22 protein-coding genes are annotated in these 24,155 nt (G+C 39.5%); 14 read left to right on the forward strand and 8 right to left on the reverse strand.

Translation table 11 applies throughout. From position 1 onward, the window contains the following. Positions 1–8: 8 nt before the first annotated feature. The 3 genes from JZO83_RS10640 to JZO83_RS10650 all read left to right on the forward strand — a co-directional run bounded on the left by JZO83_RS10640 (position 9) and on the right by JZO83_RS10650 (position 4,550). The gene (locus tag JZO83_RS10640; RefSeq protein ID WP_010735448.1) at positions 9–488 is read left to right on the forward strand and encodes a DUF6530 family protein; all 480 of its coding nucleotides are present in this window, start codon (positions 9–11) and stop codon (positions 486–488) included. A 21-nt stretch (positions 489–509) separates the two neighbouring features. Continuing rightward, positions 510–2,732, forward strand: a complete 2,223-nt coding sequence (locus JZO83_RS10645) for an AAA family ATPase (RefSeq protein WP_207115722.1) — start codon at positions 510–512, stop codon at positions 2,730–2,732. A 177-nt stretch (positions 2,733–2,909) separates the two neighbouring features. Then, positions 2,910–4,550 (forward strand): alpha-glucosidase, encoded by a 1,641-nt coding sequence (locus JZO83_RS10650; RefSeq protein WP_207115723.1) that lies wholly within the window; start codon positions 2,910–2,912, stop codon positions 4,548–4,550. Between the two features lie 87 nt (positions 4,551–4,637). On the opposite strand, the gene JZO83_RS10655 is transcribed toward JZO83_RS10650, so the two are convergent. The 7 genes from JZO83_RS10655 to JZO83_RS10685 all read right to left on the reverse strand — a co-directional run bounded on the left by JZO83_RS10655 (position 4,638) and on the right by JZO83_RS10685 (position 11,807). Next, positions 4,638–5,186, reverse strand: a complete 549-nt coding sequence (locus tag JZO83_RS10655) for a TIGR01440 family protein (RefSeq protein WP_206854142.1) — start codon at positions 5,184–5,186, stop codon at positions 4,638–4,640. 16 nt (positions 5,187–5,202) lie between these two features. After that, positions 5,203–5,700, reverse strand: a complete 498-nt coding sequence (locus JZO83_RS10660) for an ECF transporter S component (RefSeq protein WP_207115724.1) — start codon at positions 5,698–5,700, stop codon at positions 5,203–5,205. Positions 5,701–5,704: 4 nt separating this feature from the next. Further along, positions 5,705–6,496 carry a bifunctional hydroxymethylpyrimidine kinase/phosphomethylpyrimidine kinase gene (locus JZO83_RS10665; RefSeq protein WP_207115725.1) on the reverse strand — a complete coding sequence of 264 codons (792 nt, stop codon included), beginning with the start codon at positions 6,494–6,496 and terminating at the stop codon, positions 5,705–5,707. A 230-nt stretch (positions 6,497–6,726) separates the two neighbouring features. Then, the gene (locus JZO83_RS10670; RefSeq protein ID WP_207115726.1) at positions 6,727–8,256 is read right to left on the reverse strand and encodes an acyl-CoA synthetase; all 1,530 of its coding nucleotides are present in this window, start codon (positions 8,254–8,256) and stop codon (positions 6,727–6,729) included. A gap of 304 nt (positions 8,257–8,560) precedes the next feature. Then, a complete protein-coding gene (locus JZO83_RS10675; RefSeq protein ID WP_207115727.1) occupies positions 8,561–9,559 on the reverse strand; it encodes a tyrosine-type recombinase/integrase in 999 nt (332 codons plus the stop codon). A 258-nt stretch (positions 9,560–9,817) separates the two neighbouring features. Beyond that, on the reverse strand, positions 9,818–11,128 hold the full coding sequence (locus JZO83_RS10680) for a HAMP domain-containing sensor histidine kinase (RefSeq protein WP_207115728.1): 1,311 nt from the start codon (positions 11,126–11,128) through the stop codon (positions 9,818–9,820). 4 nt (positions 11,129–11,132) lie between these two features. After that, positions 11,133–11,807, reverse strand: coding sequence for a response regulator transcription factor (locus JZO83_RS10685; RefSeq protein ID WP_207115729.1), 675 nt, complete (start codon positions 11,805–11,807; stop codon positions 11,133–11,135). 142 nt (positions 11,808–11,949) lie between these two features. On the opposite strand from JZO83_RS10685, the gene JZO83_RS10690 reads away from it, so the two are divergent. The 7 genes from JZO83_RS10690 to JZO83_RS10720 all read left to right on the forward strand — a co-directional run bounded on the left by JZO83_RS10690 (position 11,950) and on the right by JZO83_RS10720 (position 18,634). Then, positions 11,950–12,675, forward strand: a complete 726-nt coding sequence (locus JZO83_RS10690) for a polyphosphate polymerase domain-containing protein (RefSeq protein WP_207115730.1) — start codon at positions 11,950–11,952, stop codon at positions 12,673–12,675. After that, positions 12,665–13,339, forward strand: a complete 675-nt coding sequence (locus tag JZO83_RS10695; RefSeq protein WP_207115731.1) for a DUF4956 domain-containing protein — start codon at positions 12,665–12,667, stop codon at positions 13,337–13,339. Before JZO83_RS10690 ends, JZO83_RS10695 begins: the two co-directional genes overlap by 11 nt. Positions 13,340–13,354: 15 nt before the next feature. Beyond that, complete coding sequence (locus JZO83_RS10700; protein WP_207115732.1) at positions 13,355–15,199, forward strand: carbohydrate-binding domain-containing protein; 1,845 nt, start codon at positions 13,355–13,357, stop codon at positions 15,197–15,199. A 279-nt stretch (positions 15,200–15,478) separates the two neighbouring features. Next, positions 15,479–16,552 carry an ABC transporter permease gene (locus tag JZO83_RS10705; RefSeq protein ID WP_207115733.1) on the forward strand — a complete coding sequence of 358 codons (1,074 nt, stop codon included), beginning with the start codon at positions 15,479–15,481 and terminating at the stop codon, positions 16,550–16,552. Between the two features lie 4 nt (positions 16,553–16,556). Beyond that, positions 16,557–17,240, forward strand: coding sequence for an ABC transporter ATP-binding protein (locus JZO83_RS10710; protein ID WP_207115734.1), 684 nt, complete (start codon positions 16,557–16,559; stop codon positions 17,238–17,240). 19 nt (positions 17,241–17,259) lie between these two features. After that, positions 17,260–17,877: a TetR family transcriptional regulator gene (locus JZO83_RS10715; RefSeq protein ID WP_207115735.1), complete on the forward strand. Its 618-nt coding sequence runs from the start codon at positions 17,260–17,262 to the stop codon at positions 17,875–17,877. Positions 17,878–18,055: 178 nt separating this feature from the next. Continuing rightward, entirely contained in the window at positions 18,056–18,634 is a 579-nt protein-coding gene (locus tag JZO83_RS10720; RefSeq protein WP_206854112.1) for a histidine phosphatase family protein, read from the forward strand. A gap of 75 nt (positions 18,635–18,709) precedes the next feature. Here the strand turns inward: JZO83_RS10720 and JZO83_RS10725 are convergent, their stop codons facing one another. Next, positions 18,710–19,591: a MurR/RpiR family transcriptional regulator gene (locus JZO83_RS10725; protein ID WP_207115736.1), complete on the reverse strand. Its 882-nt coding sequence runs from the start codon at positions 19,589–19,591 to the stop codon at positions 18,710–18,712. A 211-nt stretch (positions 19,592–19,802) separates the two neighbouring features. Here JZO83_RS10725 and JZO83_RS10730 point away from each other — a divergent pair, with 211 nt between their 5' ends. The 4 genes from JZO83_RS10730 to JZO83_RS10745 all read left to right on the forward strand — a co-directional run bounded on the left by JZO83_RS10730 (position 19,803) and on the right by JZO83_RS10745 (position 23,988). Beyond that, complete coding sequence (locus tag JZO83_RS10730) at positions 19,803–20,840, forward strand: Gfo/Idh/MocA family oxidoreductase (RefSeq protein ID WP_207115737.1); 1,038 nt, start codon at positions 19,803–19,805, stop codon at positions 20,838–20,840. Between the two features lie 510 nt (positions 20,841–21,350). Further along, the gene (locus JZO83_RS10735) at positions 21,351–22,121 is read left to right on the forward strand and encodes an SDR family NAD(P)-dependent oxidoreductase (protein WP_207115738.1); all 771 of its coding nucleotides are present in this window, start codon (positions 21,351–21,353) and stop codon (positions 22,119–22,121) included. After that, a complete protein-coding gene (locus JZO83_RS10740; RefSeq protein ID WP_207115739.1) occupies positions 22,118–22,717 on the forward strand; it encodes a TetR/AcrR family transcriptional regulator in 600 nt (199 codons plus the stop codon). The genes JZO83_RS10735 and JZO83_RS10740 overlap by 4 nt, the downstream gene beginning before the upstream one ends. A 68-nt stretch (positions 22,718–22,785) precedes the next feature. Then, positions 22,786–23,988 carry an NADH:flavin oxidoreductase/NADH oxidase family protein gene (locus JZO83_RS10745; protein WP_207115740.1) on the forward strand — a complete coding sequence of 401 codons (1,203 nt, stop codon included), beginning with the start codon at positions 22,786–22,788 and terminating at the stop codon, positions 23,986–23,988. The last annotated feature ends 167 nt before the right edge of the window (positions 23,989–24,155 follow it).

Raw genomic sequence — 24,155 nt, forward strand, 5'->3', positions numbered from 1 at the left:
AGAGAAGCATGGAGATCCCAACAAATCTAAAACATAAACCAGTGATCGTAGTAGAAGATTACGACAAAGTAGACGGCAGAAATGCCTTGCATACAGATGCCAAAGGTCTGTCATTAGGATTAGCACAGTGGAATGATCGTGGCAAAGTCGATATTTCCGGAAAAGTGTGGCGTCACACAGGTGAAAAGTGGTCTCGCCAATCAGAAGAATTACCAATTACACGAATCCTTGACTTAGCGATTTTAGTTGCGCAAGGAAGTGTGTATTTTCAAGATGCGTACCGCCACGAGAAATTTTATGATCCTGAAAATCCAGTTGTCGATATCATTGGCTTACAAGGAAATCGGATGACTGTGGAAGTCGATACTAAAAACCCTAAAATCGATGAAGATATCATGTTGTATTATGATGCATTACAAAAAGATGGCGAATTACTTGGTGAACGTTTTCGTATCTTGAAACGTTTGTTAGATGATCTAGGGTATTAATGTCATAAGGAAGTGTTTATCATGGAAAACTTTTCACTCACCGATCAACGTGTGTTTACACCGATCGAAAAACAAATGATCTGGAAAAAACCAGCAAGTCACCAAACAAGTGAAGAAGAACTGCGCATTGCCACTGAGATCAAAGCAAACTGGCATGATCCAGAAATGAAAATCAGTAACGTGCTACTTGAAGGGGATGCTGGCTCTGGGAAAACCCAACTAGCCAAGGCACTCTCTTTTGATCTACAACTGCCTTACACAAAAGTGACTTGTTTTGCAGATATGGATAAATCAGATGTCTTTGGTGCATTATTACCAGTGATCGATTCCGATCAAGAAGACGATCAGGAGTTATTTGCCGCGATTGAGCAAACAGACACACTCGACGCTGTGTTGCGCTTGATCGAGCAACACTATCAAATCGATCAACAGACTGCTAAGGCAAAGTTAGCTGATCTGGTACAACGGATCGAAGAGCAGCAAGAAAGCACGATCCATTATAAATATTATCCGTCTGAGATCGTGCGTGCCATCGAAAAAGGCTATTTATTAGAAATCCAAGAGCCCACGGTGATTCGTGACGCTTCGGTTCTTGTTGCTTTGAACTCTGCCTTAGAAACAAATGGTTTGTTAAACTTACCGACAGGAGTGATCCAACGCCACCCCGACTGTGTCATCGTCATTACGACGAATCGTAATTACCAAGGTAACCGACCGCTGAATGAGTCATTACGAGATCGGATGCAGCATGCTGAGAAAATGGATTTACCAGAGCTTTCAGTCATGGTGGAGCGAGCAATCAGCAAGACGCAAGTCAACGAGCCAACACTTTTGTTGAAAATGGCAGAGATCATTCGTCTCTTAGACGAAACAGCGAAAGCAAATGCGATCAAGGGTGTTGCTGGAATGCGTTCTTACTTTTATTGGGTCAATACGATGAAGCAAAACCAAGATATCTTTGCTTCTATTTATCCAAAAGTGTTGTATAAACTAACGACTGATCCAGATGAATTACACATCTTGACGACTGCATTGACTGATAGCGGGCTTTTAGATGAGCTGAGGGAACTGATTCGACAAAAGAAATGGGGCGACGTATCAAAGGAAGTTACGCCGGTCAAAGGTCGGACGATCAGTGAAGAAGAAGCGGCAGAGCGCCAAATCGAAACATTGGCAGAAGAAACCGCATCACTGGGTGAAAGCACCTCAAAAGAAGAGGAAGCCGTGCCAGAAGAGACTGCGGAAGAAAAGACACAAGCTGAACCTTTACCCTTAACGGAAGAACGAAGCAAAGATGTCGAAGGACGTAGCCAACAGCAACTACAATCGGAGGATGAATCAGAAGAGATGTCTGCTTCAGATATGGAAGCTTTGGACAAACAACTGAAACGTGAGCTGAATAAAGAAGCACGTCAACTGATGAAGAACACGATCCATGAAAAAGAGGGATTGATTGTTCATCGTCCTAAGTTCGAAGTAGGAAATCCTGAAGTGGTAGCGATTCGTCGAGAAATCGATCCCGTCGTTGATTCATTGAGTCGCCAAATCCTTGATTTATTGGAAAATGAAGAAAGTGACACCTACCAAAAAGGAAAGTATGAAGGACAGCGGTTCAATGCTAGTCGGATCGCTTATGGTGATCTGCGGCAATTTGATAAAAAAAATCCACCGCATGAACAGCCTTCATTGGCGGTTGGATTACGAATCGATGAGTCTGGTTCGATGGTTCGTGACGATCGGATCTTGGCGGCTAAAAAAGCAGCATTTGCTGTTGCGGCATTTGCGAAACGAGTACGTATTCCTTTGTTGATCTACGGTGATACAGCCGATGCTTCGACAAGAGAAAAAACCTCGATCTTTTCGTACAAAGAATTTTCAGATTCATTTGATTGGTTAGAACAGAAATTGGTAACCATGAAACCAAGGCAAAACAACCGCGATGGTGCAGTTTTACGTTTGATTGCTGGCAAACTAAGTGAACAAACAGCTACAACAAAACTGATCATCAACATCAGCGACGGCCAGCCAAAAGCCTTACCTGATTACACGGGTGTTAAAGCAAAAAATGATATACAAGAAGTATTGACTGAATATGAACGGCAAGGAATCGTTTTTGTTTCTGCCGCAATCGGACAAGATAAGGAAGAAATCAAAGAAATTTATGGCCCAAGTCGGTTCGTTGATATCACTGACTTGACAACGTTCCCTAAACAAATGATCCAATTGATTTCTCGTTATCTATAAATAAATCGTAAACGAACATCAAAGATGAGGTATACCATGGTCTTTGATGTTCGCTTTTTTAATTTTTTTCATGTATTATCAGCACTACTCCATCTGATGTTCGCATAAAAAAGTTAACGGTAACAAATATGTAACCGCTTGAAATTAAGCTATAATAAAGAAAAAAGGGGGATAAGTATGAAGCAGACCGAAAAGTGGTGGAAAGAAGCAGTTGGTTATCAGATCTATCCAGCGAGCTTTAAAGATAGTAATAATGATGGGATTGGCGACATCAATGGGATTCGCGAAAAACTAGGCTATTTGAAAGAACTAGGGATCGATTTTATTTGGATCAATCCAATCTACAAATCTCCGTTTGTCGATAACGGTTATGATATTAGTGACTATCAAGCGATCCTTGAAAAGTTTGGCACAATGGATGATTTTGATGCTTTATTAGCAGAAGCGCATCAACTGGGGATCAAGATCATTATGGATCTTGTCATCAATCATAGCTCGGATCAGCATGAATGGTTTATTGAATCCCGCCAGTCGGTCGACAATCCTTACCGTGATTACTATATTTGGGTCGATGGCACACCGGATCAAGCGCCTAATGGCTGGCAATCGATTTTTGGCGGCTCCGCATGGGAATATGATGAACAAACTGGTCAATACTATTTACACATTTTTGCCAAAGAACAACCAGACTTGAACTGGGAAAGTGACAAACTGAAAGACGAACTCTTTACAATGATCCGCTGGTGGTTAGATAAAGGCATCGATGGTTTCCGTTTAGATGCGATCTCTCATGTCAAAAAAGATGAATATTCTGTCGAAGCGACCGAAAATCCTTTTTCTCCTTTTCAAAATGTCTCGGGTATTGAAGATCACTTGACGGAATTAAAAGAGGTCTTTGATGAGTACGATATCATGACTGTGGGAGAAGCAAGTGGTGTTTCGGCAGATGAAGGACCCGAGTGGGTAGGGGATAATGGCTACTTCGATATGATTTTTGAATTTGATCACATCTCGATCTGGAAACATGAAAAAGATGGGGACTTAGATGTATTAGGTTTGAAAAAATCACTAGGCGCTTGGCAGCGGTCATTGGACGGTAAAGGGTGGAATGCACTTTACATGGAAAATCATGATGTACCAAGGTGTGTGTCAGTCTTCGGTGATACGACCCCAACATATTGGCAACTGTCTGCTAAAGCGATCGCTATGATGTATTTCTTTCTACAAGGGACACCGTTTATCTATCAAGGACAAGAGATCGGTATGACAAATCTACCATTTTCTTCAATTGAAGAGATCGATGCAGTAGATTCGAAAAGACTTTATCAACAATTACTTGATGAGGGACGATCAGAAGAAGAAGCCTTGGATATCGTCGCAAATACGACCAGAGATAACAGTCGGACACCGATGCAATGGAATGAAGAGTCATATGTTGGCTTTTCTACGGTTGATCCTTGGCTGATCGTCAATCCGAACCACCAAACGATCAATGTCGCTGAGCAAACGAATGATCCACAATCGATTTTCTCTTTTTACAAAGAGATGATTGCGATCCGTCGCGAAAATAAAGGATTGATCTATGGTAGTTTTAACGAGTATCTTACAGAAGATGAACAACTCTTTGTGTATGAACGAGTTCTTGATGAAGAACAATACCTGATCATGGTCAATTTGACCGATGAACCAGCAACGTATTCTTTACCAACAGAAATTGGCACAAACTGGGAAGTATTACTGGAAAATCAACCACGTACAGTATTTGAACTAAGTGGAACATTCGCTCCGTATGAAGCACGTCTTTATCGAAAAAATTAGTGAAGTGAACGTGTGGTAGAAGTGTACAGTCAAAAAAGCCCAAAACCCGAAATTTTTAGAATGATTTCAGGGTTTTGAGCTTTTTTATTATTCGTATTGTGCACGAGGCCCGCCAATGTATTTCGGACGAGACCGTAAAGCAGTCACATGAGCGCTGCCTAATGTATTTGAGCGAGGTCGGACAGGAACTTGAACATGTTTGACGTGCATGCCGATCGCGGTGTCACCAATATCGATTCCTGCTTGAGCCACGACATGCTCCACTTCGACAGGATCACTGAATTGATCAAATGCTGCAACTGAGCAGGCACCACCTGCGTGAAGTGCAGGAATGACAGAGACGATTTCAAAGTCTTTCTTTTCAGCCACTGAACGTTCCACAACCAACGCTCGGTTCAGGTGTTCACAGCCTTGGACTGCTAATGAAATCCCTAGTGGGTCCAGCTGTTCTTTCAGTGTTTCGATGACCCATTGACCGATTTCTGCATTTGAGTTTTTCCCAATGTGTCCGCCAACGATCTCACTTGTACTACAGCCTAAAACAAATAGATCGCCTGCTTTAAGATTGGCTTCGCTTAGAATATCTGAAACCATTTCCGTTAATTGTTGTTTGAAGCTGTCTTTTGTTACTTCCATTTTTTATTCATCCCTTTTACTTGGTTTTTACCGTTGTTTGTTGCAAAGGCAAGCGCATCAATGCCTTTGTCAGAGGAATCGCAACCACGATACCGACAATGTTTTGGACCAAATTGCTTGGTAATGAAGCGACGCCGACTGGCCAGTCATACAACAACCAGCTAGCAAAGAAATAGCCTAAGACCATAATGATCGTACCTAATGTCAAGCCGAAGCCCCAACGCACAGAACCTTTCCCTGCAAAGTAACCGGCAACCCATCCTTGTAAACCATGGATCAATAAAGAGAAGATCGCCCATTGGGGATAACCAGCAAGTAAATCAATAAACAAGCCACTTCCTGCACCAACGATCAAGCCGCCCATCGGACCAAAAAGCGCAGCTGCGGTATAAATACCGACTTCACATAGCGTAACAAATCCATTGGTTCCAGGGATTGGGATCAAGATGACTAAAGAGATCCCGACAGTCAAAGCTGTTAACATCGCATAGATAGCAATTCTTTTCGTATTCATTAATTCATTCCACTCCTTTTCCTTGTGACCAAACACTTCCCGTCTGATCCTTCATCATGACACCGTTCAAGATACAGTCATAGACAAAAGCCTTACTGCGTGCAACAGCCTCTGTCAAAGGATAGCCTAAGACAAGATTAGCAGTAATCGCTGAGGCAAACGTACAACCTGCACCGTTGACGGTTTGTTGTTCTAGTTTTTCCCGTCTAAAAGTAATCGTTTCTTTTCCATTGAATAACACATCCAATGCTTCATCCCCGATGATTCCAGTACCGCCTTTGATCACGACGTTTTTCGCACCTAAAGAATGGAGATATTTCGCACAATCCACCATTTGGACAAATGTGTTGACTGGTTGACTATAAAGTAGGGCAGCCTCCTTTAAATTAGGTGTCAAAACATCTGCCAGGGGAAATAGCTCCTGTATCATTTTTTGCATATAGGCTTGATTTAAGGTATCGTTTGTTTCCTTAAATGCAAAGACAGGATCGATCACGATTGGCAGATCTTCAAAATGGGTAAGGAAGTCACGTACAATGTCGATTGCTTCGATTGAATGTAATAACCCGATTTTTATTCCATCTAAATCGGTCATTTGTTTGATCGAATCCAATTGTTTGGCTAACCATTCTGCCGGAATCGTCTCTAAAATAAATGCGCCATCTGAGTCGAGCATGCCGATACAGGTCAATGCACTCATTCCAAAAATATGATGGTTCTCAAATGTCTTTAAATCAGATTGGATCCCACCGCCAGCAAATGGATCCGAGCCGCCGATCGTTAATATTTTTTGCACTTTCATCCCTCCACAAAAAGAGTATACCGTTTTCGAGTTCAAAGAAAAACAGCCAATTGGCAGATTGTTAGGTCAGCCAATTTTTTAAATATGATTGTGATTCAAAATTCAAGTTTGAACGAAAGAAGAGGGAAGAAAAATTAACTCCTTTTGAAGTTTAAAAAGCGATCAAACCATAAAAAAGCAAGCACCTTCTTCAATAGAGGAAGGGTGCTTGCTCAAACTGCTCATTAATTATTTGCTTCTTTGAATTCTTTTTCGATTTGCAAACGTTGCACTTTCATCGTTGCGGTTCTTGGAATATCTTCATAGGCACGTAAGATCGGTTTGTTCAATCGTGGTAATTCATGGACTTGGTTCCACCAGCGATCCCAATCCATCTCTTGATTAGGTGCTAAAGCGATGATTGGTTGTGGTGAATTATCTTTGTCACGAACGATCACGACTTCAGCTAAAAATTCCAAGGAATCTAATAAGTAGTCTTCGATTGCTAACGTACTGTTGATCGTGTCGATCAAATCAACTTGACGATCTTTCAAATGGAGGTGACCTTCATCATCGATGCAACCGTAGTCGCCACTATCCCACCAAACACCATACACGTTTTCTTGGAAGCGAGCATCTTCTTTGTAATAAGTCAATGCACGACCTTTTGAGAGTAAATGGATGTGTCCATCTGTGTTAGCAGGTAGTTCATTACCCGCTTCATCAGTGATCCTTGCTTTCGTCAAGTCGCCTAAACCGACACCCATATCACGTGCATCACTAGTTTTTAGGCTTTCTAACGTATGAGCTTTTAAAATCATTGGCCCACATTCACTTTGTCCGTAAACTTGTAAAAAGATCGCATCTTTAGTCGCTGATGTCTGTAGGAAAACTTCCATTGTTTGATTGTTGATTGCATCAAACGTAGAGTGGTAGTAGCGAATCCCAGAAAAAGCTTCTGGATGCTCTCTAGCAGTAAAGCTCCATTGCACGAAATTATTCGGATGTGTCTCTAAAGCAATTGGCGGATTCTCTAATAATAATTTCACTACATGTTCACCTTGAGGTTCTGCAATCGGCATCATAGGAAAGCCCATTGCCATCAGTGAAGAAATACCGATGTTGAATCGAGAATGAACAGGTGAAATATGAAAAGCAACTAACTTTTTCTCGGCAATTTTAGTAAATACTGTTTTTTGCCATTTTGTCCGCCAGCCCATCGAATGAGCAGAGTGACAAATCAATTTAGGGATACCAGTCGTACCTGAAGTATGAGTCATATAGGAGATCTCATCGTTATCTAATTTCTTTTGTTCTACAGGAGTGGCTGGTTGCTTGATCAAATCAGCGACAGCTAATTGTTTGCTTTTTGTGCCATTCGTGATTCCTGCCACACGTTCGCTTGTAACTTCATCGAATAAGATATAAGGATCTTCCAAGCGATCGACAAATACTTCAAGTGTACTTGTTGGTAAATGGTAAGAAGGCATCACAGGGACAGCACCTAGATAAGACGCAGCGACAGCCATCAAGTACGTGTCAAAAGCAGAACTTTTGTAAATCATGATTTTATCGCCAAGTGATACACCTAAATTCGCAAGTTGATAAGCGCGTGTCAACACTAGCTCATGACATTCCTTGTAAGTGCTTTTAGAACCAAGTTCTGGAAAAGCCACTAAAGTTTGATCAAAAATCATTGGGACATCTGGTGTTCGTTCTGCCGCTTCTTGAAAATTCGTATAAAGATTAAGTGGGGTATAGTCGATTGTTTCCATCTTTCACGCTCCATAAACATATTTGTTAATAAATGTACAAAGTCTTAATTATGATAGCACATCCTTAAACTAAATAACAGAGAAATTTAGTTAATAAGATAGCCGAATGATTGAAAAACATACGATTAAATTTGGCGTAATAAGCTTTAAAAATCTACCGAATATTTTTATATCATCCATAAAATAAGAGTAAATATTTATCTGGTTTTTTCTCCATCTATAGCTCTTTTTTTACAACACTAAGAACTCAAAAATGCAAAAGCGACTTCTTTGAAAAATAAATATTTCTGATCCAACCTGTTTGTCATCGATAGGAGAAGTCACGCATCTTCTCATAAATTTCTTCAAATGAATGAGAACGAACATAGCGATTCCCGCAGAGATAATTCACAGCATCTTTGTCACCTAAATATAGCTCAGTGTAATAGCGGAAAGTTTTTCGACACAATTCCGGTGAAACATTTTTGTACACAGCGATTCGCTCAAGGACCTGGCGGATCGTTCGAGGAGAGATTTGCTCATCGTGAGAAGAGCGGAAAACAAATGACTCACCAGATGATTCTTTTTTATGTTGGTCATAATAATTTGCGAGTATCGGCAGTGCTTCATTGGGAATAGGTACTCGATTCAAGCGGTTCGCTTTTCGATCAACAACCAAAATCTGTTTCGTTAAATCAATGTTTTTCCACTTTAATTCCACAACTTCATGGATCTTCAAGCCACAATAGAGCAGGACAGCCACGATTGCCAGATTTCTTGCACGGTTTTTTCGTTCAAAAAGTGCTTCTCGTGGGGAATTGAATCCTTTTGAAGGAATAAAGAGAGAGTCAAAATCGCTTAATAAAGAAGCATCGATATAACGTGGAGCAGGAGCAGTCGTCTCTGGTAAGCTATCTCCTAATAAGGAAATCTCTTTTTCAATCAAACCTTTTTCATATAAAAAACGTAAAAAATGATTCAAGGCATACTGTTTGCGAGAGATCCCATAATACCCATTTTTAAATTGTTGTTGTGTTTCTTGTGAAGCGGCAGTATGAAAAGCGCGTGTATGAAGGTAAACTTCACTCAAAAAATTTAGATACACTTGTTTTTCCAACTGAATGATCAACTGGTCATCAATCTCTTGTTTATGCGTCTTTCGTAAATAGTCTGTAAATAAATGGAAATCTTTTGCATACTCAAAGCGACTAGCCAACGATAATTTTTTTTGATTTGCTTGTAAAAATTCATTGAAGATCGGAGGCAATTGAAGCATCCGTTGTTTCAATTTTTCTTGTAGCTGTTTTCTTGTTTTCATATCCATGCAAAAAACCTCCATTTCTTATTTGAGAATAGGGAAGAAGCATCTAGTCAAATTTTTCGATAGGATCACTTCAAACCTTTTGCTTATTCGTCTTTTAAGGTAAGCAACAAAATGTATCAATTATTTTTTGCCATAGGTTTATTTTACTACAATTAGCCAATGAATACGAAAAACAAAACCAATAAAAAAACACTTCGTCATAGCATCAGCTATTGATCGAAGTGTCTTTTAACGTGTGATTAAATCTAACAGTGTCGCTTATTTGATAGGCAGCTGGATTTTAAAATCAACGCCTAAAGGTTGATGATCGGCTACCGTCAATTGTCCTTTATGTTGTTCGATCAATTGTTTCGCAATCGCCAAACCAAGACCATAACCGCCAGTTTCTTTTGATCTTGCTTGATCCTCTCGGTAAAAGCGATCAAAAATCCGTTTCTTGTCTTCATCGCTGATCGAAGGGCCGGTATTTTTGACATGGATCACCCAATCTTTGTTCGTGTTCGTTGAGGTGACGATGATTTGATCGTGTGTACTTGTATATTTCAGTGCGTTATCCAACAAAATCACTAAGACTTGATGGAGTTTTTTCGAATCTGCTAAAACGTTGATATCTGCTTGATTATCTAAAAGAAATTCTTTTTGATCAATCGTTGCCATCTCTTGGAAAGGCTTGACCAGCTCGGCAATAAACCCTTTGGTACGTAACTCTTGCTTCGTGAGTGTATCTTGACTTGAGTCATTCCGTGCTAACGTCAACAAGTCCGAAGTCAACCCAGTCAAACGTCTCGTTTCAGACAATGCTTGTGCGATACTTTCAGATTCATCAATGATCGTATGGTTCGGTTTGGTGAATAAATGTTCCAAACTATTTTGGATGATCGTCAAAGGTGTGCGCAACTCATGTGAGGCATTTTCGACAAATTCTCGTTGTCGCCGCCAAGAAGCAAGGATCGGACGCATATTGAGCTTGGATAAATAATAACTGACGCCGATGGAACCTAACCAGAAAACAATCATGCAAAGAATCATGATCGTTTGGAATGTTCGCAAAGAAGAACTGATTTGATTGGTATTTTCTAACACTTGGACATAGGCAACTTCGCCTTGATTTGTTGCTTTTTTGGTGATGGACCGAAAAGTAAGGGGTGTTTCTTGTCCATCTTGCCCCAAATCAATATTTTGGATCGTGTCTAGATGAGTGGTGTCCAGCTTGATTCCTTCGATTTGATTAAACCGTCCGCCGATAGTTTCTTTATTCAATACTTCACCCGAAGCCGACCACAAAATGACTTGCGTATTAAAACGATCACCTTCTGGTAACGAGTCTGCCTGACGAGGCGGGATTTGCGCGTTTAAGAAAGGATCGCCTTGTTGGTACCGTTCGATTTCTAATTGCACCATACGAGAATTGATCGTGCTGTTTTTCAACATCAGATCGGTTTCACGATAGGCGGTCTGGTTCAATAGTTGCAAAATGATTCCGCCAAGCAAAAGAAAGATCACCGCAAATGCTGTCACGTTAGCTGCAAAAAGTTTTTTACGTTGTCTATTTGAAATACTGTCAGTCATAGCATCACTCTCCCTGCAAGATATAGCCAACATTACGTAACGTTTTGATTTCCTTGTCCAAACCCGTTTCACGTAGATGCTTTCTAAGATTACTCATATAGACTTCGACGACAGTGATCGTCGTGTCTGAATCAAATCCCCAAATACGGTCAAAAATCTGTTCTTTTGTCAAAATGATCCCTTTATTTTGCAAAAAATAAACAAGCAGTTCAAATTCTTTCCCTTGGATCGGTAGAAGTTGTTTCTTATATTCGACCGTATTTTGGTGCAAATCGCAGATGATTTCTTGATACGCCAACGAATGTTCATTAAATAATCCCAGCGAACGTTTCAATAATGCTTTGATGCGCATCAGTAATTCTTCCCGATAAAAGGGCTTGGTCAAATAGTCATCCGCGCCGCGCTCAAAGCCTTCGATCTTATCTTCTAAGCCATCTTTCGCTGTCAAGATCAGCACAGGGGTCATCATTTTCTGTTTCCTTAGCTGTGCTAATACTTCATACCCATTCATTTCAGGGATCATCAAATCAAGGACTGCTAGATCATAGACCCCAGATTCTAATTCATATAATCCTTCGCTACCATCATAGACTTGGGTCACTTCACCGATTTCAGAAATGATTTCTTTGATATTCTCCGACAATACGTGATCATCTTCAATCACTAATAATTTAATCATACGTTACACCTCAATTGTTTTAGCATACGTGTTGATTTTACCATGATTAGCATAAAGAAAACTTAAATTTCGGATTAAGTTACGTTTAAGCTAACCTTTGTATGCTAGATGGCATCACTTAAGAAAACCAGGAGGAAAGAAAATGAAATTAAAAAATGTATTTCAACGCAAAGAAACAAAATACCTATTGACTACGACTCAGTTTCATTCGTTTATTGAAGAGTTGAAAAAACAGATGCAGATCGACGATTACGGGTTGCATACGATCTTATCGTTGTACTTTGATACAGCAGACGATCGTTTTATTACAAATTCCATGAATAAGCCGAGATACAAAGAAAAATTCAGGGTGCGAAGTTATGGGGTGCCGACTGATTCATCGCTCGTTTTTTTGGAAATCAAGAAAAAGGTCAATGGCATCGTCTATAAAAGGAGACTTCCGCTAACTTATTCTGAGTATCTAAAATGGCTCCAAACAAAAGACTTTCCTAGCCAAAACCATGAACAGATCCAACAGGAAGTGGATTGGTTATTCAGAAAAAATCCGGATTTATCACCGAAGACACTGATCATTTATGAGCGAATGTCGCTATTTGGCAAAAACGATCCTCACTTTCGTGTTACCTTTGATCAACACATCCGTTTTCGCCAAACAAATCTAAATCTAGCCATCACCGGAGAAGAAAACTTAGTCGCACCAGAGCTTGGCGTATTGATGGAAGTCAAAGCGCTGGGGGCATATCCTTTGTGGTTTGTCGAGTTACTCAATGCGTATCAGCTGAGAAAAGGAAGTTTTTCAAAATACGCAGAAACGTATAAGCGACATTTATTTATTCAAACAAAGGAGGAAAATCAACATGTTATCTAGTTTGATCGAATCAGGTACGACTATTCAACCATTCCAGTTATTGCTATGTATCGCCACCTCACTACTATTAGGTTTATTAGTCGCCTTTATCCATATGCAACGGAATGTCTATACAAAAAGTTTTGTCGTTACTGTTGCAGTCTTACCGATACTCGTTCAATCCGTCATCATGCTAGTAAACGGGAACCTGGGAACAGGGCTAGCAGTTGTTGGTGCGTTCAGCTTGATTCGCTTTCGTTCCGTCGCTGGTGGGTCAAGGGAGATCACGAGTATTTTCTGGTCAATGGGTATCGGGATTGCTACAGGGATGGGCTATGTGACGTATGTACTAATATTTTCAGTGATTGTCGCAATCTTTTTATTAGTACTGTACCTTTCACCATTTGGCAATCAGAATAAAGTAGCTGAAAGAGAATTGAAAGTAACGATCCCAGAAGATTTAGATTATCCTGAACTATTTACTGATATTTTTGAGAAATACACGTATACGCATCACCTCAGTTCAGTCCGAACAACGACAATGGGCAGTCTGTATGAATTACGCTATATCCTCTTATTGAAAGATCACCAACAGGAAAAAGAAATCATTGATCACATCCGCGTTCGTAATGGCAATTTACCGATCGTACTAGGCAAAGTAGCAACAAATCGCGAGGAATTATAAAGAGGAGGAACGCGCATGAAAAAAATCTATTCATTGATTACCGCCAGCCTATTATTGACCGCCTGTTCTTCAGCAGATTCGACTTCTTCGAATCAGGCGAGTACAGACGCGTCCGAAGCAAGTACGGCGACAACGCTGTCTACTGATGCGACAACGACAGAACAACAAACGACTTATGGCACCTATGAGACAGAAGATTTAACAACGAGCTATGAGAAAAGTTCTGCCATCGACATCCAATTAGGTGAGAAGACAGAAGTTACAGGAGAAGGGGTCGAAGTAGTGGACGAACAAGTAACGATCACGCAAGGAGGAACCTATGTGATCAGCGGGACTCTGACTGAGGGTCAATTGATCGTGAATGTGCCAAAAGAAGAAAAAGTTCATCTTATCTTCAATGGTGTAACGATCACCAATTCTAACGGGCCGGCTGTTGCGATCCAACAAACAGAAAAGGCGATAGTAACCCTAGCAGAAAATACCGAAAATCATTTATCTGATGGTGAAAACTATACACTTGCTGAAAACGAAACGGAACCAGACGCAACACTATACAGTAAAGAAGATTTGACCATCAACGGAACCGGTGCATTGACTGTCGATGGAAACTATAGCAACGGCATTCGTAGTAAAGATGATTTGATCTTGATATCTGGCACTTACACGATCAACGCGAAAAATAATGGGTTGAAAGGAAAAGATGCGGTAGCCATCAAAGGAGGAAACTATCAAATCACCACGGAAGAAGGGGATGGAATCCAAGCGACCAACGCAGAAGATGAAACAAAAGGATATGTAGCGATCGACGGTGGGACTTTCGAGATTAATAGCGGAAGAGACGGTATCCAAGCGGAAACTGCTATCAATAGCCAAGAAGCAGAAATCACGATCCAAACCGCCCAAGGAGCAGACAGCACCAATTTAGATACTAATGAAAGTTATAAAGGAATGAAAGCCGGTAACAACGTATTGATCAGTAGCGGAACGTATGTCATCAACAGTGCAGATGACAGTATCCATACAAATAATCTTGCGGAAATAACCGGAGGCACGCTCACGTTAAGCTCTGGGGATGACGGCATCCACACGGACAACGAATTGACCTTCAATGGCGGTATGATCGAGATCCAGCAATCCTATGAAGGAATCGAATCGGCAGTCATTACCTTTAATGACGGAGAAATAAATGTCACTGCCAGCGATGATGGGATCAATGCTGGTGGTGGTAGTGACACAGAAACAACGACTGGTCAATTTGGCGCTGACAGCTTTGGCGGACCACCCGATGCGTCGGATGATAGTAAAAAAGTGATCATCAACGGTGGTACTGTCTATGTCAATGCAGAAGGTGATGGTTTAGATAGCAATGGCACTATCGAGATGTCAGGAGGGACGATGTTGATCGACGGCCCAGTAAATGGCGGCAACGGTGCATTAGATTACGGTGGAACCTTTACTTTAACAGGTGGAACCTTTGTGGCAGCTGGTTCCAATGGGATGGCGCAAACCGTCAGCGATAGTTCCACTCAGGCAACGGTGGCAATCAGTTATGACACTGTCCAACAAGCAGATACACTGATGAGTATCACATCAGAAGCAGGGGAAGCAGTGCTTGCCTATCAACCATCAAAAAATTATCAAACAATCGTTGTCTCCTCACCACAGCTTGCGGTTGGGGAAACGTATACTATTGCTAGCGGCGGAAGCACTCAAACTGAAGCCGAAAATGGTCTTAGTGAGCAGCCGACAGTCAGTGGTGCGAATGATCTAGGGACTTTCACTTTCTCAAATACTTCAATGACGATCTCTCAATCCGGTGAAACAGTCTCCTTTGGTCAAATGGGACCAGGAGGATTTTAAATGTTAAATCTGTAAGGTAAAGTAATAATAGCGACCACCAAAATAGTATGCCAATAAGCACTATTTTGGCGGTCGCTTTTTGTTTATTCCTTTCATCCTATGAAAATCATTGCTCGCATCCAGCTAAGCAGTTCTCAGTGTTTTTTTCTTTAAAAAAATAATAATCTTATGAACTGAATAAGCAAACCAAGCAATTGACTTTTGGTCGATACAAGCGCTATACTTTTCTCCAGTGACACTTTGTCACTCGCAAAGTGATCGAAATGGAGGAATCAAAAAATGTTTTTAGCGATAAAAGAAATGCGCTATGCCAAAATGCGTTATGGACTGATCATTGGGATCATGTTTTTAATCGCCTATGTCGTTTTTATGTTGACAGGTCTAGCAAGCGGACTATCCGAAGAGTTCAAAAAAGCCATCGTTGACTGGCAAGCACAAGAAATCGTATTGTCTGAAGATGCAAATAAAGTATTTGCTGCTTCCCAATTAGTAAGAGGAGACGTGGATCAGGTCGACGCCAAAGATAAAGCACCGATTGGTTTGTTCAGCGGAGCAGTCAAGGCAGAAGAAAAGGAAAATATCACTGTCTTCGGTACGACTAGAGATGCGTTTTTATTGCCTGACTTATTGGAAGGCGAGATGTTCAAACAAAAAAACGAAATCATTATTTCCAAAAATATGGCTGATCTAGGTTTTTCGATCGGCGAAAAAATTAAAATAGGTAGCTATGATGAAGACTTGACGATCGTGGGGATTTTCCCAGAGACTTACTATACCGTGGGACCGGTCGTTTATACGGATCTTGATACATGGACACAGCTGAAATTTGGCGATCAACCGTTTGCCTCTGATGAGAAAAAACCAATCAATGCCATCGTCACCAAACAAGCAGCCACCATTCAAACAGACGGTGGATCAAAAACACTGCAAAAATTGTCGATTGAAGACTTTATCCAAAGTCTACCAGGATATTCTGCACAAAATATGACATTGAATGCGATGATCTATTTCTTGTTCGTTGTCGTTGCAGCTGTTGTCGGCATCTTTATGTACGTGATCACTTTACAGAAAACAGCAATTTTCGGCGTGATGAAAGCGCAAGGGATCAGAAATTCATTTATCGCTCGGTCACTAGTAGCGCAAGCATTCATTGTCGGCTTTGTCGGTGTCCTATTCGCTGTCGGCTTGGCTTACTTGACTAGCTTGATCTTACCAGCAGCCATGCCGTTTGCCATCATTTGGTCGCAATGGCTATTGTATAGCGGGATCTTGATCGTCGTAGCCATGATCGGTGGTCTGTTCTCGATCCGAACAGTCGCTAAAGTTGATCCAGTAATTGCGATAGGAGGATAATGAAATGAAAGAAATCTTGACAATGAAAAAGATCGTCAAAAAATTTGGTAATGGACGTACAGAAGTGACTGCACTAAAAGAAATCGATTTTTCAGTGAAGCAAGGAGAATTTGTTAGTATCATTGGTCCTTCCGGCTCAGGAAAAAGTACCTTTCTAACAATCTCTGGTGGCTTACAAACACCTAGTTCAGGCGAAATAACCATTAACGGACATTCTTTTTCCGAATTAAATGAAAAAAAGCGAGCGGATTTACGCTTTAAGGAGATTGGTTTTATTTTACAAAGTTCGAATTTGATTCCTTTTCTAAAGGTCAAAGAACAATTTTATTTAGTTGATCGTGTCGCTAAGAAAAAAGAAGAGGACAAACGAATCGACGAACTGCTGAAATCACTAGATGTCTACGAATTGAAAGACAGCTATCCGAAAGATCTATCCGGCGGGGAACGACAACGTGTAGCGATCGCGAGAGCATTGTTCAATGAGCCAAGCTTGATTTTAGCAGACGAACCGACAGCAAGTTTAGATACCGACCATGCATATGAAGTTGTTAAATTACTAGTGAAAGAAGCACATGAGAAACAAAAAGCCACGGTCATGGTCACACATGATTCTCGAATGATCCAATGGAGCGATCGTGTCTATCGCATGGAAGACGGTTATTTGACAGAGCAATCAATCACAGAGTAAGCAGTAAGGGAGAATGCTTATGCCGAAAGAGACTTTTTTTAACATTTCTAAAGAAAAGCAGCAATGGATCTTAGAGATTTTACTCGATAAATTTTATGATCGGCACATCAGCCAAGTCAAAGTCTCCGAAATCGTTGAAGCCATGGAAATGTCCCGCGGTGCATTTTATAAATATTTCCAGGATTTGGAAGATGCATACACATTTACTGTACGAAACTACTCCAATCGAGTCCACGGAGATATCATTGCATCGATCAATCGAAATCGAGATCACTTTTTCTTAGGCATCGAAGAATACCTTGCTTGGTGTGGTGGATTAAGCAAGGATAGTCCTTATTGGCGTTCGATCAAATTACTGACCCGAGCGAGTGACCTTGGTTCATCAAAACGTTTACCTACTAACCACGATTCGTCTATGGTCCAACAATGGCTGGATTTATTGAAAATCAACCAGATCAGCATGGACACAACAGAAGAAGCGCTCAGCTTTTTATATTTCGTGATGGCTCTTGTCATGAATTCTTTGACCGATTATATGGTCAACCAATGGACCGCAGAAGAACTGATCGAAGATTTTCGCTATAAAGTCAAATGGTTAGAAATAGGGATAAAAAGCAAGAATGCGAATGAACAATAGAAAGTAAGCATACGAAAATAAGCGTCTCCTTCCACAGATTTATTCTGTATTTGGAAAGAGGCGCTTATTTTCGTCACAAACTTATCGAAAAGGAGATTTTCCTATTGACTTAGAGTTCACTCCAGAGGCTATACTAAAAAGTGAACATACATACACAAATCGATATGGAGGACTCGTGATGAAAAAACTTTATCTTATGCGGCATGGTCAAACGTTGTTCAATCAATTAGGCAAAATCCAAGGCGCTTGTGACTCTCCTTTGACAGAAGCGGGAATCAGACAAGCAGAAGTGGCGAGAGAATATTTCCAGACCAATCAAATCCCTTTAGATGCGTATTATTCATCGACCCAAGAACGAGCATCCGATACGTTAGAGATCATTATCGGACAAAAGGAATACCAGCGGAGTAAAGGGTTAAAAGAATGGAATTTTGGGCGATTTGAAGGGGAAAGTGAAGCCTTGAATCCGAAAAGACCAGTTGGGGAAACTTCCTATGGCGATTCGTTTGTCCCATATGGTGGCGAGTCTGCAAAAGAGCTGCAACAAAGAATGAACGCGACCTTGACCGATATTATGGAAAAAGACCATCAAAACGTTTTAGCAGTTAGCCACGGTGGTGCGATGTACTTATTCATCCAAAAATGGTTGCCTTATGAACAAGTGGCTAAGATAAAATTTGCAAATTGCTGCATTTTAGAATTTGCGTATAGCGATCGTCAATTTAAATTCATACAAGCGATCAATCATCAATTTTAAGAAGTATTTTTGCTCCAGATAAATAGCCTAAAGACAGGAGAATTAGCGCTTCTGTCTTTAGGTTATTTATAATTGCTACAGCTCTTGCTTTTTGTACTCCTTTAACAGTCCTTTTTGGATCAATTCTTGTTTTTCTTTCAAGTTCAATAAATTTTCTTGATAGTTTTGGGCATACATCAAGGAGTACAAGGTATTTAAGACGTAGTCAAAGGCAATTTGAGAAGAAAAGGTGGCTACTTTCGCAAAATCATATTCTTCCTGGGAAACGACTAGCCGCATCGCTGCTTTTTTTGCCATTTCAGACTGTTCATTTCCTGTAATCAATAGACTAGGCGCTCCGATATGGGTTAGATAAGTAAGAATCCGTTCATAATGATGGATGCGCCCACTATAGCTAATAAAGATGGCACAATCATTCTTCGTTAAATTAGCCGCATTCCAAGATGAATCGCTATATTCTTCCGCTAAGATCAAGAACTTATTCAATTTCACTAATTTATTTTGGAATTTCCGTGCGGTTATTTGCGAATCTCCTTTCGCAAATAAAAAGATGCGTTCCGCTTGGTTCAAGACAGTCGCAATTTTTTCTAACGATTGATCTTCAATTTGAAATTGCGCTTTTTTTATTGCTTGAATCGATAAGTCTGCCATTTTTTTGGCAATCATCTTCGCATCATCTTCGACGGTAAAAGGAAAATTGGGATCGATCACTTGATTGAACTGGGCAACCAACTGATGGACTTCTCGACCTAATTCAAAACGAAATTCTTTAAATCCACTATAACCGAGCTTTTTACAAAATCGGATGATGGCCGAGTGGGAGGTGTAGGTCTCCTTTGCAAGCTCTTCGATCGTCATATAAACAGCTGCTTCTCGGTTCAATCGTAGATAGTCTGCGATCCGTTTTTCATTTGTCGTAAATGTTTTCTGTGACACTAATTTCTCTTCAATAAGCATACACAACACCTCACAATCTATCTTACTGAATAACTCGAAAAATAACCACTTCTTTTTACAGTACTTTAATATTGAACATCTTTTTCAGAAATCATGCCCTTCTGTCAGTTTCTTTGAACATTTTTGCCAAAAAAACAAGAAACGATTCTCTTTTTTTCATTCTGTCTTATACTTAAAAATAAGAAACGAATCGAAAGTAGGAGGAAACGACATGTTAACAATCGCATACTTAGGCAATGGCAAAAGTACCAATCGCTATCACTTACCGTTCTCAAGAAGACTACCAGACAAAATCAAGGTCAAAAAAATATTCTCACCATCGGCACCGGCATGGGAAACATTTGATGACATCGAATATACCAATCAGTTGTCTGATTTGTGGGAAGATCCTGAGATCCAATTAGTCGTCATCACGACCCCCAGTCAGTTTCATGCAGAATATGCAAAGCTTGCTTTAGAAAACGGTAAGAACGTTTTAGTCGAAAAACCATTCGCCGAAAATTCAAAAGAGGCGAAAGAATTATTTGACTTAGCAAATGAAAAAGGCTTGTTTATTCAATGTTACCAAAATCGTCGCTTTGATTCAGACTTTTTGACGGTCCAAAAAGTCATTGAAAGCGGTAAGTTAGGTGATATTTTAGAACTGGAGATGCACTATGACTATTTCCGCCCAGAAATCCCAGAGAATACAACAGAATTTTCAGTGGCAAATAGCTACCTTTATGGTCATGCTTGTCATACCGTTGATCAGGTGCTTTCTTACTTTGGTGAACCAGATGATATCCATTATGATGTCCGCCAATTATTAGGCACTGGACGGATGAATGATTACTTCGATTTAGACTTTTACTATGGCCGTATGAAAGTTTCCATCAAATCTAGTTATTTCCGTATCAAAGAACGACCAAGCTTTGTCGTCTATGGCAAAAAAGGGATGTTCGTCAAACAGACGAAAGACCGTCAAGAAGAACACTTAAAAATGTTCTATATGCCTGAAAATGCAGATTTTGGTATTGATCAACCCGAACACTACGGCGTATTGACGTACATGGATGAAGAAGGAACTTATCATGAAGAGAAAGTCGTTTCTGAAGTCGGTGATTATCGTCGTGTGTATGAAGGGATTTACGAAACATTGATCAACGGCGCAGAAAAAATCGTTAAAGATGAAGAAACGTTGTTGCAAATGAAAATACTCGAAACAGGCATCCAGCAGATTGAAGAAGCAAGAAAGGTATTTGAGGATTGAATATCTACAAAAACTCAATAGATACCCACAGCATCATTAAAGAAGCACTGAAATCCCAAGCTATTTTTTGGGGTTCAGTGCTTCTTTCCTTTGAGGTATTTTTTTAAGTATTTCACCTTGAAACTATTTGATGTAAAGCAGCCTAATTTATTTTATTTGATCTTGCTTTACGTATTTTAATAAGATCAATTAATATGTTCAGGTATAAATTCAAAATATGAATCCAGATCAATCCACTTAAAGTACCAGCTAATTAACATTTTTGATCTTATATTAATATAATAAGCAGTTCTCTAATTTTCGACACGAGAGGGCTTGTTCTATTTATAGTTGCTTCAGCTTTGTTACAAAGTGCTTAGTTAAATTATCATTACCACTTTTGCAATTATCAAAAAATGCAAAGATATTTTCAGTACGTAAATTTTGATGATTGCTATTTGATTGGGTAGCAAATATAGTTAACTTAGACAGATGGAAAAATACAGTCATTTGAAAAGGAGAATATAACATATGAATATTGCTGTGATTACAGGCGCATCTTCTGGTTTGGGAAAAGAATTCTTTAAACAAGTGATTAAACGTTATCCTAACCTTGACGAGGTATGGTTAATTGCTCGTCGTGAAGAAAAACTGAAAGAACTAGCAGGTGAATATCCAAATAAAAATATTCGCGTAATAGCACTTGATTTGTCAGATTTAAGAAGTTTTGACATTTTGGATACTGTTTTACAAAAACAAAAACCAAACATAAAAGTTCTGATTAATAATGCTGGATTTGATCGAGCTGGGCTTTTCCGCGAAATGAATACCTCAGATATTCTTTCCATCATTAATTTGAATGTAACAGGTATGACGATAATAAATCGATTGTGTTTACCCTATATGAATAAAGGCAGTTACGAAATTATTTCTGGATCAATAGGAGCATTCGTACCAAATCCTTGGCGAACAGTTTATAGTGCGAGTAAAGCATATACTCGATTTCTTGCTAGATCGTTACGGGAGGAGGAAAGGAAAAGAGGTATAAATATCATGCTTTTGAGTCCGGGAAATATGGATACTGAAATGAATGATCGCAGTAAGTCTAAGGGAAAACTTTCACTATTTCCCTATCTGGATCTTGAAAAGGAAACAATAAAATCCATGAAAAAAGCAGAAAAAGGTGTTGCTGCATATACACCTCGTCTAATTTACAAAATCTATCGAGTATTTGGTAAAATCGTCCCAAGTGCCCTTGCTGTGAAAGTGGCTAGTGTTGAAAGCAGTGTGAAAGACCAATGAAATATGATTTTAAAAATAAAACAAATCGGTTTTCACAAAGGACATTATTCGCTTTTTCGACTACTTTGATGGACCTTTTGGAGAAAAAATCTTTTGAAAAAATAACAATTTCTGAGTTGTGTGAAGCATGCAATTATCCTCGAGCTACTTTTTATAATTATTTTGATGATAGCTATGACTTATTAAATTACTGTTGGATCATCATGATGCAGGAAATTAAAATAGACGATTACTTATCGGTGAATCAAGACGAAATTATCTATGTACTATTTGATCGTATTTACGACTACTTTGACTCCTATCGAGATAGATTGGAAAAAATCATGCGAAACAATTTGCTGGATGGCGTTTTAGCCGCGTCTTTTAATCAATTTATTAAACAACAATCTAGTCGGATCATGAGGCAATTTATGTGTAATAATCAGCAAGTGATCCCTTATGAGCTAGTATCTGATCATTATAGCAATACGCTTCAGCTCATTATGGAATGGATTTTTTTAAGAGAGAAAAACGTAACAAAAGAGGTAGCTCATAACTACTTAAAGTATCTCTTAAATAATTTCGGAATAGAAAATCAAGCAAATATAGAAAAATAATTGTTTCATCTTTTTTATCGAAATGCTACGCCAAAGAGTATGACTTAAATTTTCAGTTAGGAGTGGTTATGATTTCAAATACTATTGTTTTACCAAATGGAATAGAGTTAAAAAATAGAATCGTCAAAGCAGCAATGAGTGAAGCGTTAGCCGATAAAACAAATCAGCCGAATACCGATCATATTGCCCTTTATGAGCGTTGGGCAGAAGGAGGGGCAGGGGTATTGATTTCTGGCAATGTGATGATTGATCGATCTCAATTAGGAGAGCCTGGAAATATTGTTCTAGATAATAAAACAGATAGAAATGCTCTAATCTCATGGGCAAAAGCTGGTACCTATAATGATACCAAATTCCTCTTACAGATAAACCACCCTGGTAAGCAAGCCCCTAAAAGTATGTCTAAAAAACCTGTCGCACCTAGTACTATCAAATTATCTAAGGAATTTTCTGCATTGTTTAATGAACCAAGAGAACTAACAACTGATGAAGTCAGGGAATTGATTGAAAAGTTCGTCTTAGCTGGTAAAATCGCAGAAGAAACTGGTTTTTCTGGCGTCGAGATCCATGCGGCCCATGGCTATTTAATCAATCAATTCTTATCACCGGCGGACAACAAACGCAAAGATGAATATGGTGGAACATTAAAAAATAGAATGCGTTTTATGGTAGAAGTTTTTCAAGGTATTAGAAAAATCACTTCACCAAAGTTTATTATTGGATTGAAGTTAAATTCATCGGATTTCACAGAAGATGGTTTCAGTGAGAAAGACTCATTAAAAGTAATCGTACAAATGGCTGAATTAGGTATCGATTTCATTGAAATATCTGGTGGAAATTACGAAAAAGCAAAAGTGATGGATGTTGGCCAGGGTGTTTTCTTTTTAGACTTTGCAAAAAAGGCTCAGAATAGTGTTGATATACCAATCATGTTAACTGGCGGTCTAACTTCAAAGCAGGGAATAGAAGATGTGATTCATAAAGAAGGTATATCCCTAGTAGGTTTAGGTAGAAGTCTTATAATGAATCCCAATATACCAAATCAACTGATTTCCGATGCTTTCCAATCGGTACAACTCCCTAGGCTATCAACTGGAATCAAAACGCTGGACAAGAAAGTTGGAGGAGCGATAGGTATAGCTTACTATGAACAACAAATAGAAAAATTAGTAGCAGGAAAACAAGCAAAATATACGACCAACGCTTGGGGGCCTCTACTGCATACTGTTTTCAGACATGGTCTGCACAGCATTACTGGTAAAAGAAGATAAATGGTGTTACAGCAATGAAGTCTTTCGTAAGATCAGGAATCTTTTTAAAATAGTTCGATTGTTTTTACTAGTCAGACTATTTAGTGAAAAAAATATTATAATTTTTCGAATGCTCCACCATTAAACGCTAAATCCTCATTCGCCTTTTCCTCGTTATTCTGGTACTA

The organism is Enterococcus sp. DIV1298c, from assembly GCF_017316315.1.
Lineage (GTDB): Bacteria > Bacillota > Bacilli > Lactobacillales > Enterococcaceae > Enterococcus_B > Enterococcus_B mangumiae.

Coding starts and splice junctions, on each gene's coding strand:
- JZO83_RS10715 (WP_207115735.1), top strand. CDS start 17,260: ATGCCGAAAGAGACTTTTTTTAACATTTCTAAAGAAAAGCAGCAATGG.
- JZO83_RS10645 (WP_207115722.1), top strand. CDS start 510: ATGGAAAACTTTTCACTCACCGATCAACGTGTGTTTACACCGATCGAA.
- JZO83_RS10650 (WP_207115723.1), top strand. CDS start 2,910: ATGAAGCAGACCGAAAAGTGGTGGAAAGAAGCAGTTGGTTATCAGATC.
- JZO83_RS10685 (WP_207115729.1), bottom strand. CDS start 11,807: ATGATTAAATTATTAGTGATTGAAGATGATCACGTATTGTCGGAGAAT.
- JZO83_RS10695 (WP_207115731.1), top strand. CDS start 12,665: ATGTTATCTAGTTTGATCGAATCAGGTACGACTATTCAACCATTCCAG.
- JZO83_RS10710 (WP_207115734.1), top strand. CDS start 16,557: ATGAAAGAAATCTTGACAATGAAAAAGATCGTCAAAAAATTTGGTAAT.
- JZO83_RS10690 (WP_207115730.1), top strand. CDS start 11,950: ATGAAATTAAAAAATGTATTTCAACGCAAAGAAACAAAATACCTATTG.
- JZO83_RS10655 (WP_206854142.1), bottom strand. CDS start 5,186: ATGGAAGTAACAAAAGACAGCTTCAAACAACAATTAACGGAAATGGTT.
- JZO83_RS10700 (WP_207115732.1), top strand. CDS start 13,355: ATGAAAAAAATCTATTCATTGATTACCGCCAGCCTATTATTGACCGCC.
- JZO83_RS10705 (WP_207115733.1), top strand. CDS start 15,479: ATGTTTTTAGCGATAAAAGAAATGCGCTATGCCAAAATGCGTTATGGA.
- JZO83_RS10640 (WP_010735448.1), top strand. CDS start 9: ATGGAGATCCCAACAAATCTAAAACATAAACCAGTGATCGTAGTAGAA.
- JZO83_RS10720 (WP_206854112.1), top strand. CDS start 18,056: ATGAAAAAACTTTATCTTATGCGGCATGGTCAAACGTTGTTCAATCAA.
- JZO83_RS10680 (WP_207115728.1), bottom strand. CDS start 11,128: ATGACTGACAGTATTTCAAATAGACAACGTAAAAAACTTTTTGCAGCT.
- JZO83_RS10675 (WP_207115727.1), bottom strand. CDS start 9,559: ATGGATATGAAAACAAGAAAACAGCTACAAGAAAAATTGAAACAACGG.
- JZO83_RS10670 (WP_207115726.1), bottom strand. CDS start 8,256: ATGGAAACAATCGACTATACCCCACTTAATCTTTATACGAATTTTCAA.
- JZO83_RS10735 (WP_207115738.1), top strand. CDS start 21,351: ATGAATATTGCTGTGATTACAGGCGCATCTTCTGGTTTGGGAAAAGAA.
- JZO83_RS10740 (WP_207115739.1), top strand. CDS start 22,118: ATGAAATATGATTTTAAAAATAAAACAAATCGGTTTTCACAAAGGACA.
- JZO83_RS10725 (WP_207115736.1), bottom strand. CDS start 19,591: ATGCTTATTGAAGAGAAATTAGTGTCACAGAAAACATTTACGACAAAT.
- JZO83_RS10745 (WP_207115740.1), top strand. CDS start 22,786: ATGATTTCAAATACTATTGTTTTACCAAATGGAATAGAGTTAAAAAAT.
- JZO83_RS10660 (WP_207115724.1), bottom strand. CDS start 5,700: ATGAATACGAAAAGAATTGCTATCTATGCGATGTTAACAGCTTTGACT.
- JZO83_RS10730 (WP_207115737.1), top strand. CDS start 19,803: ATGTTAACAATCGCATACTTAGGCAATGGCAAAAGTACCAATCGCTAT.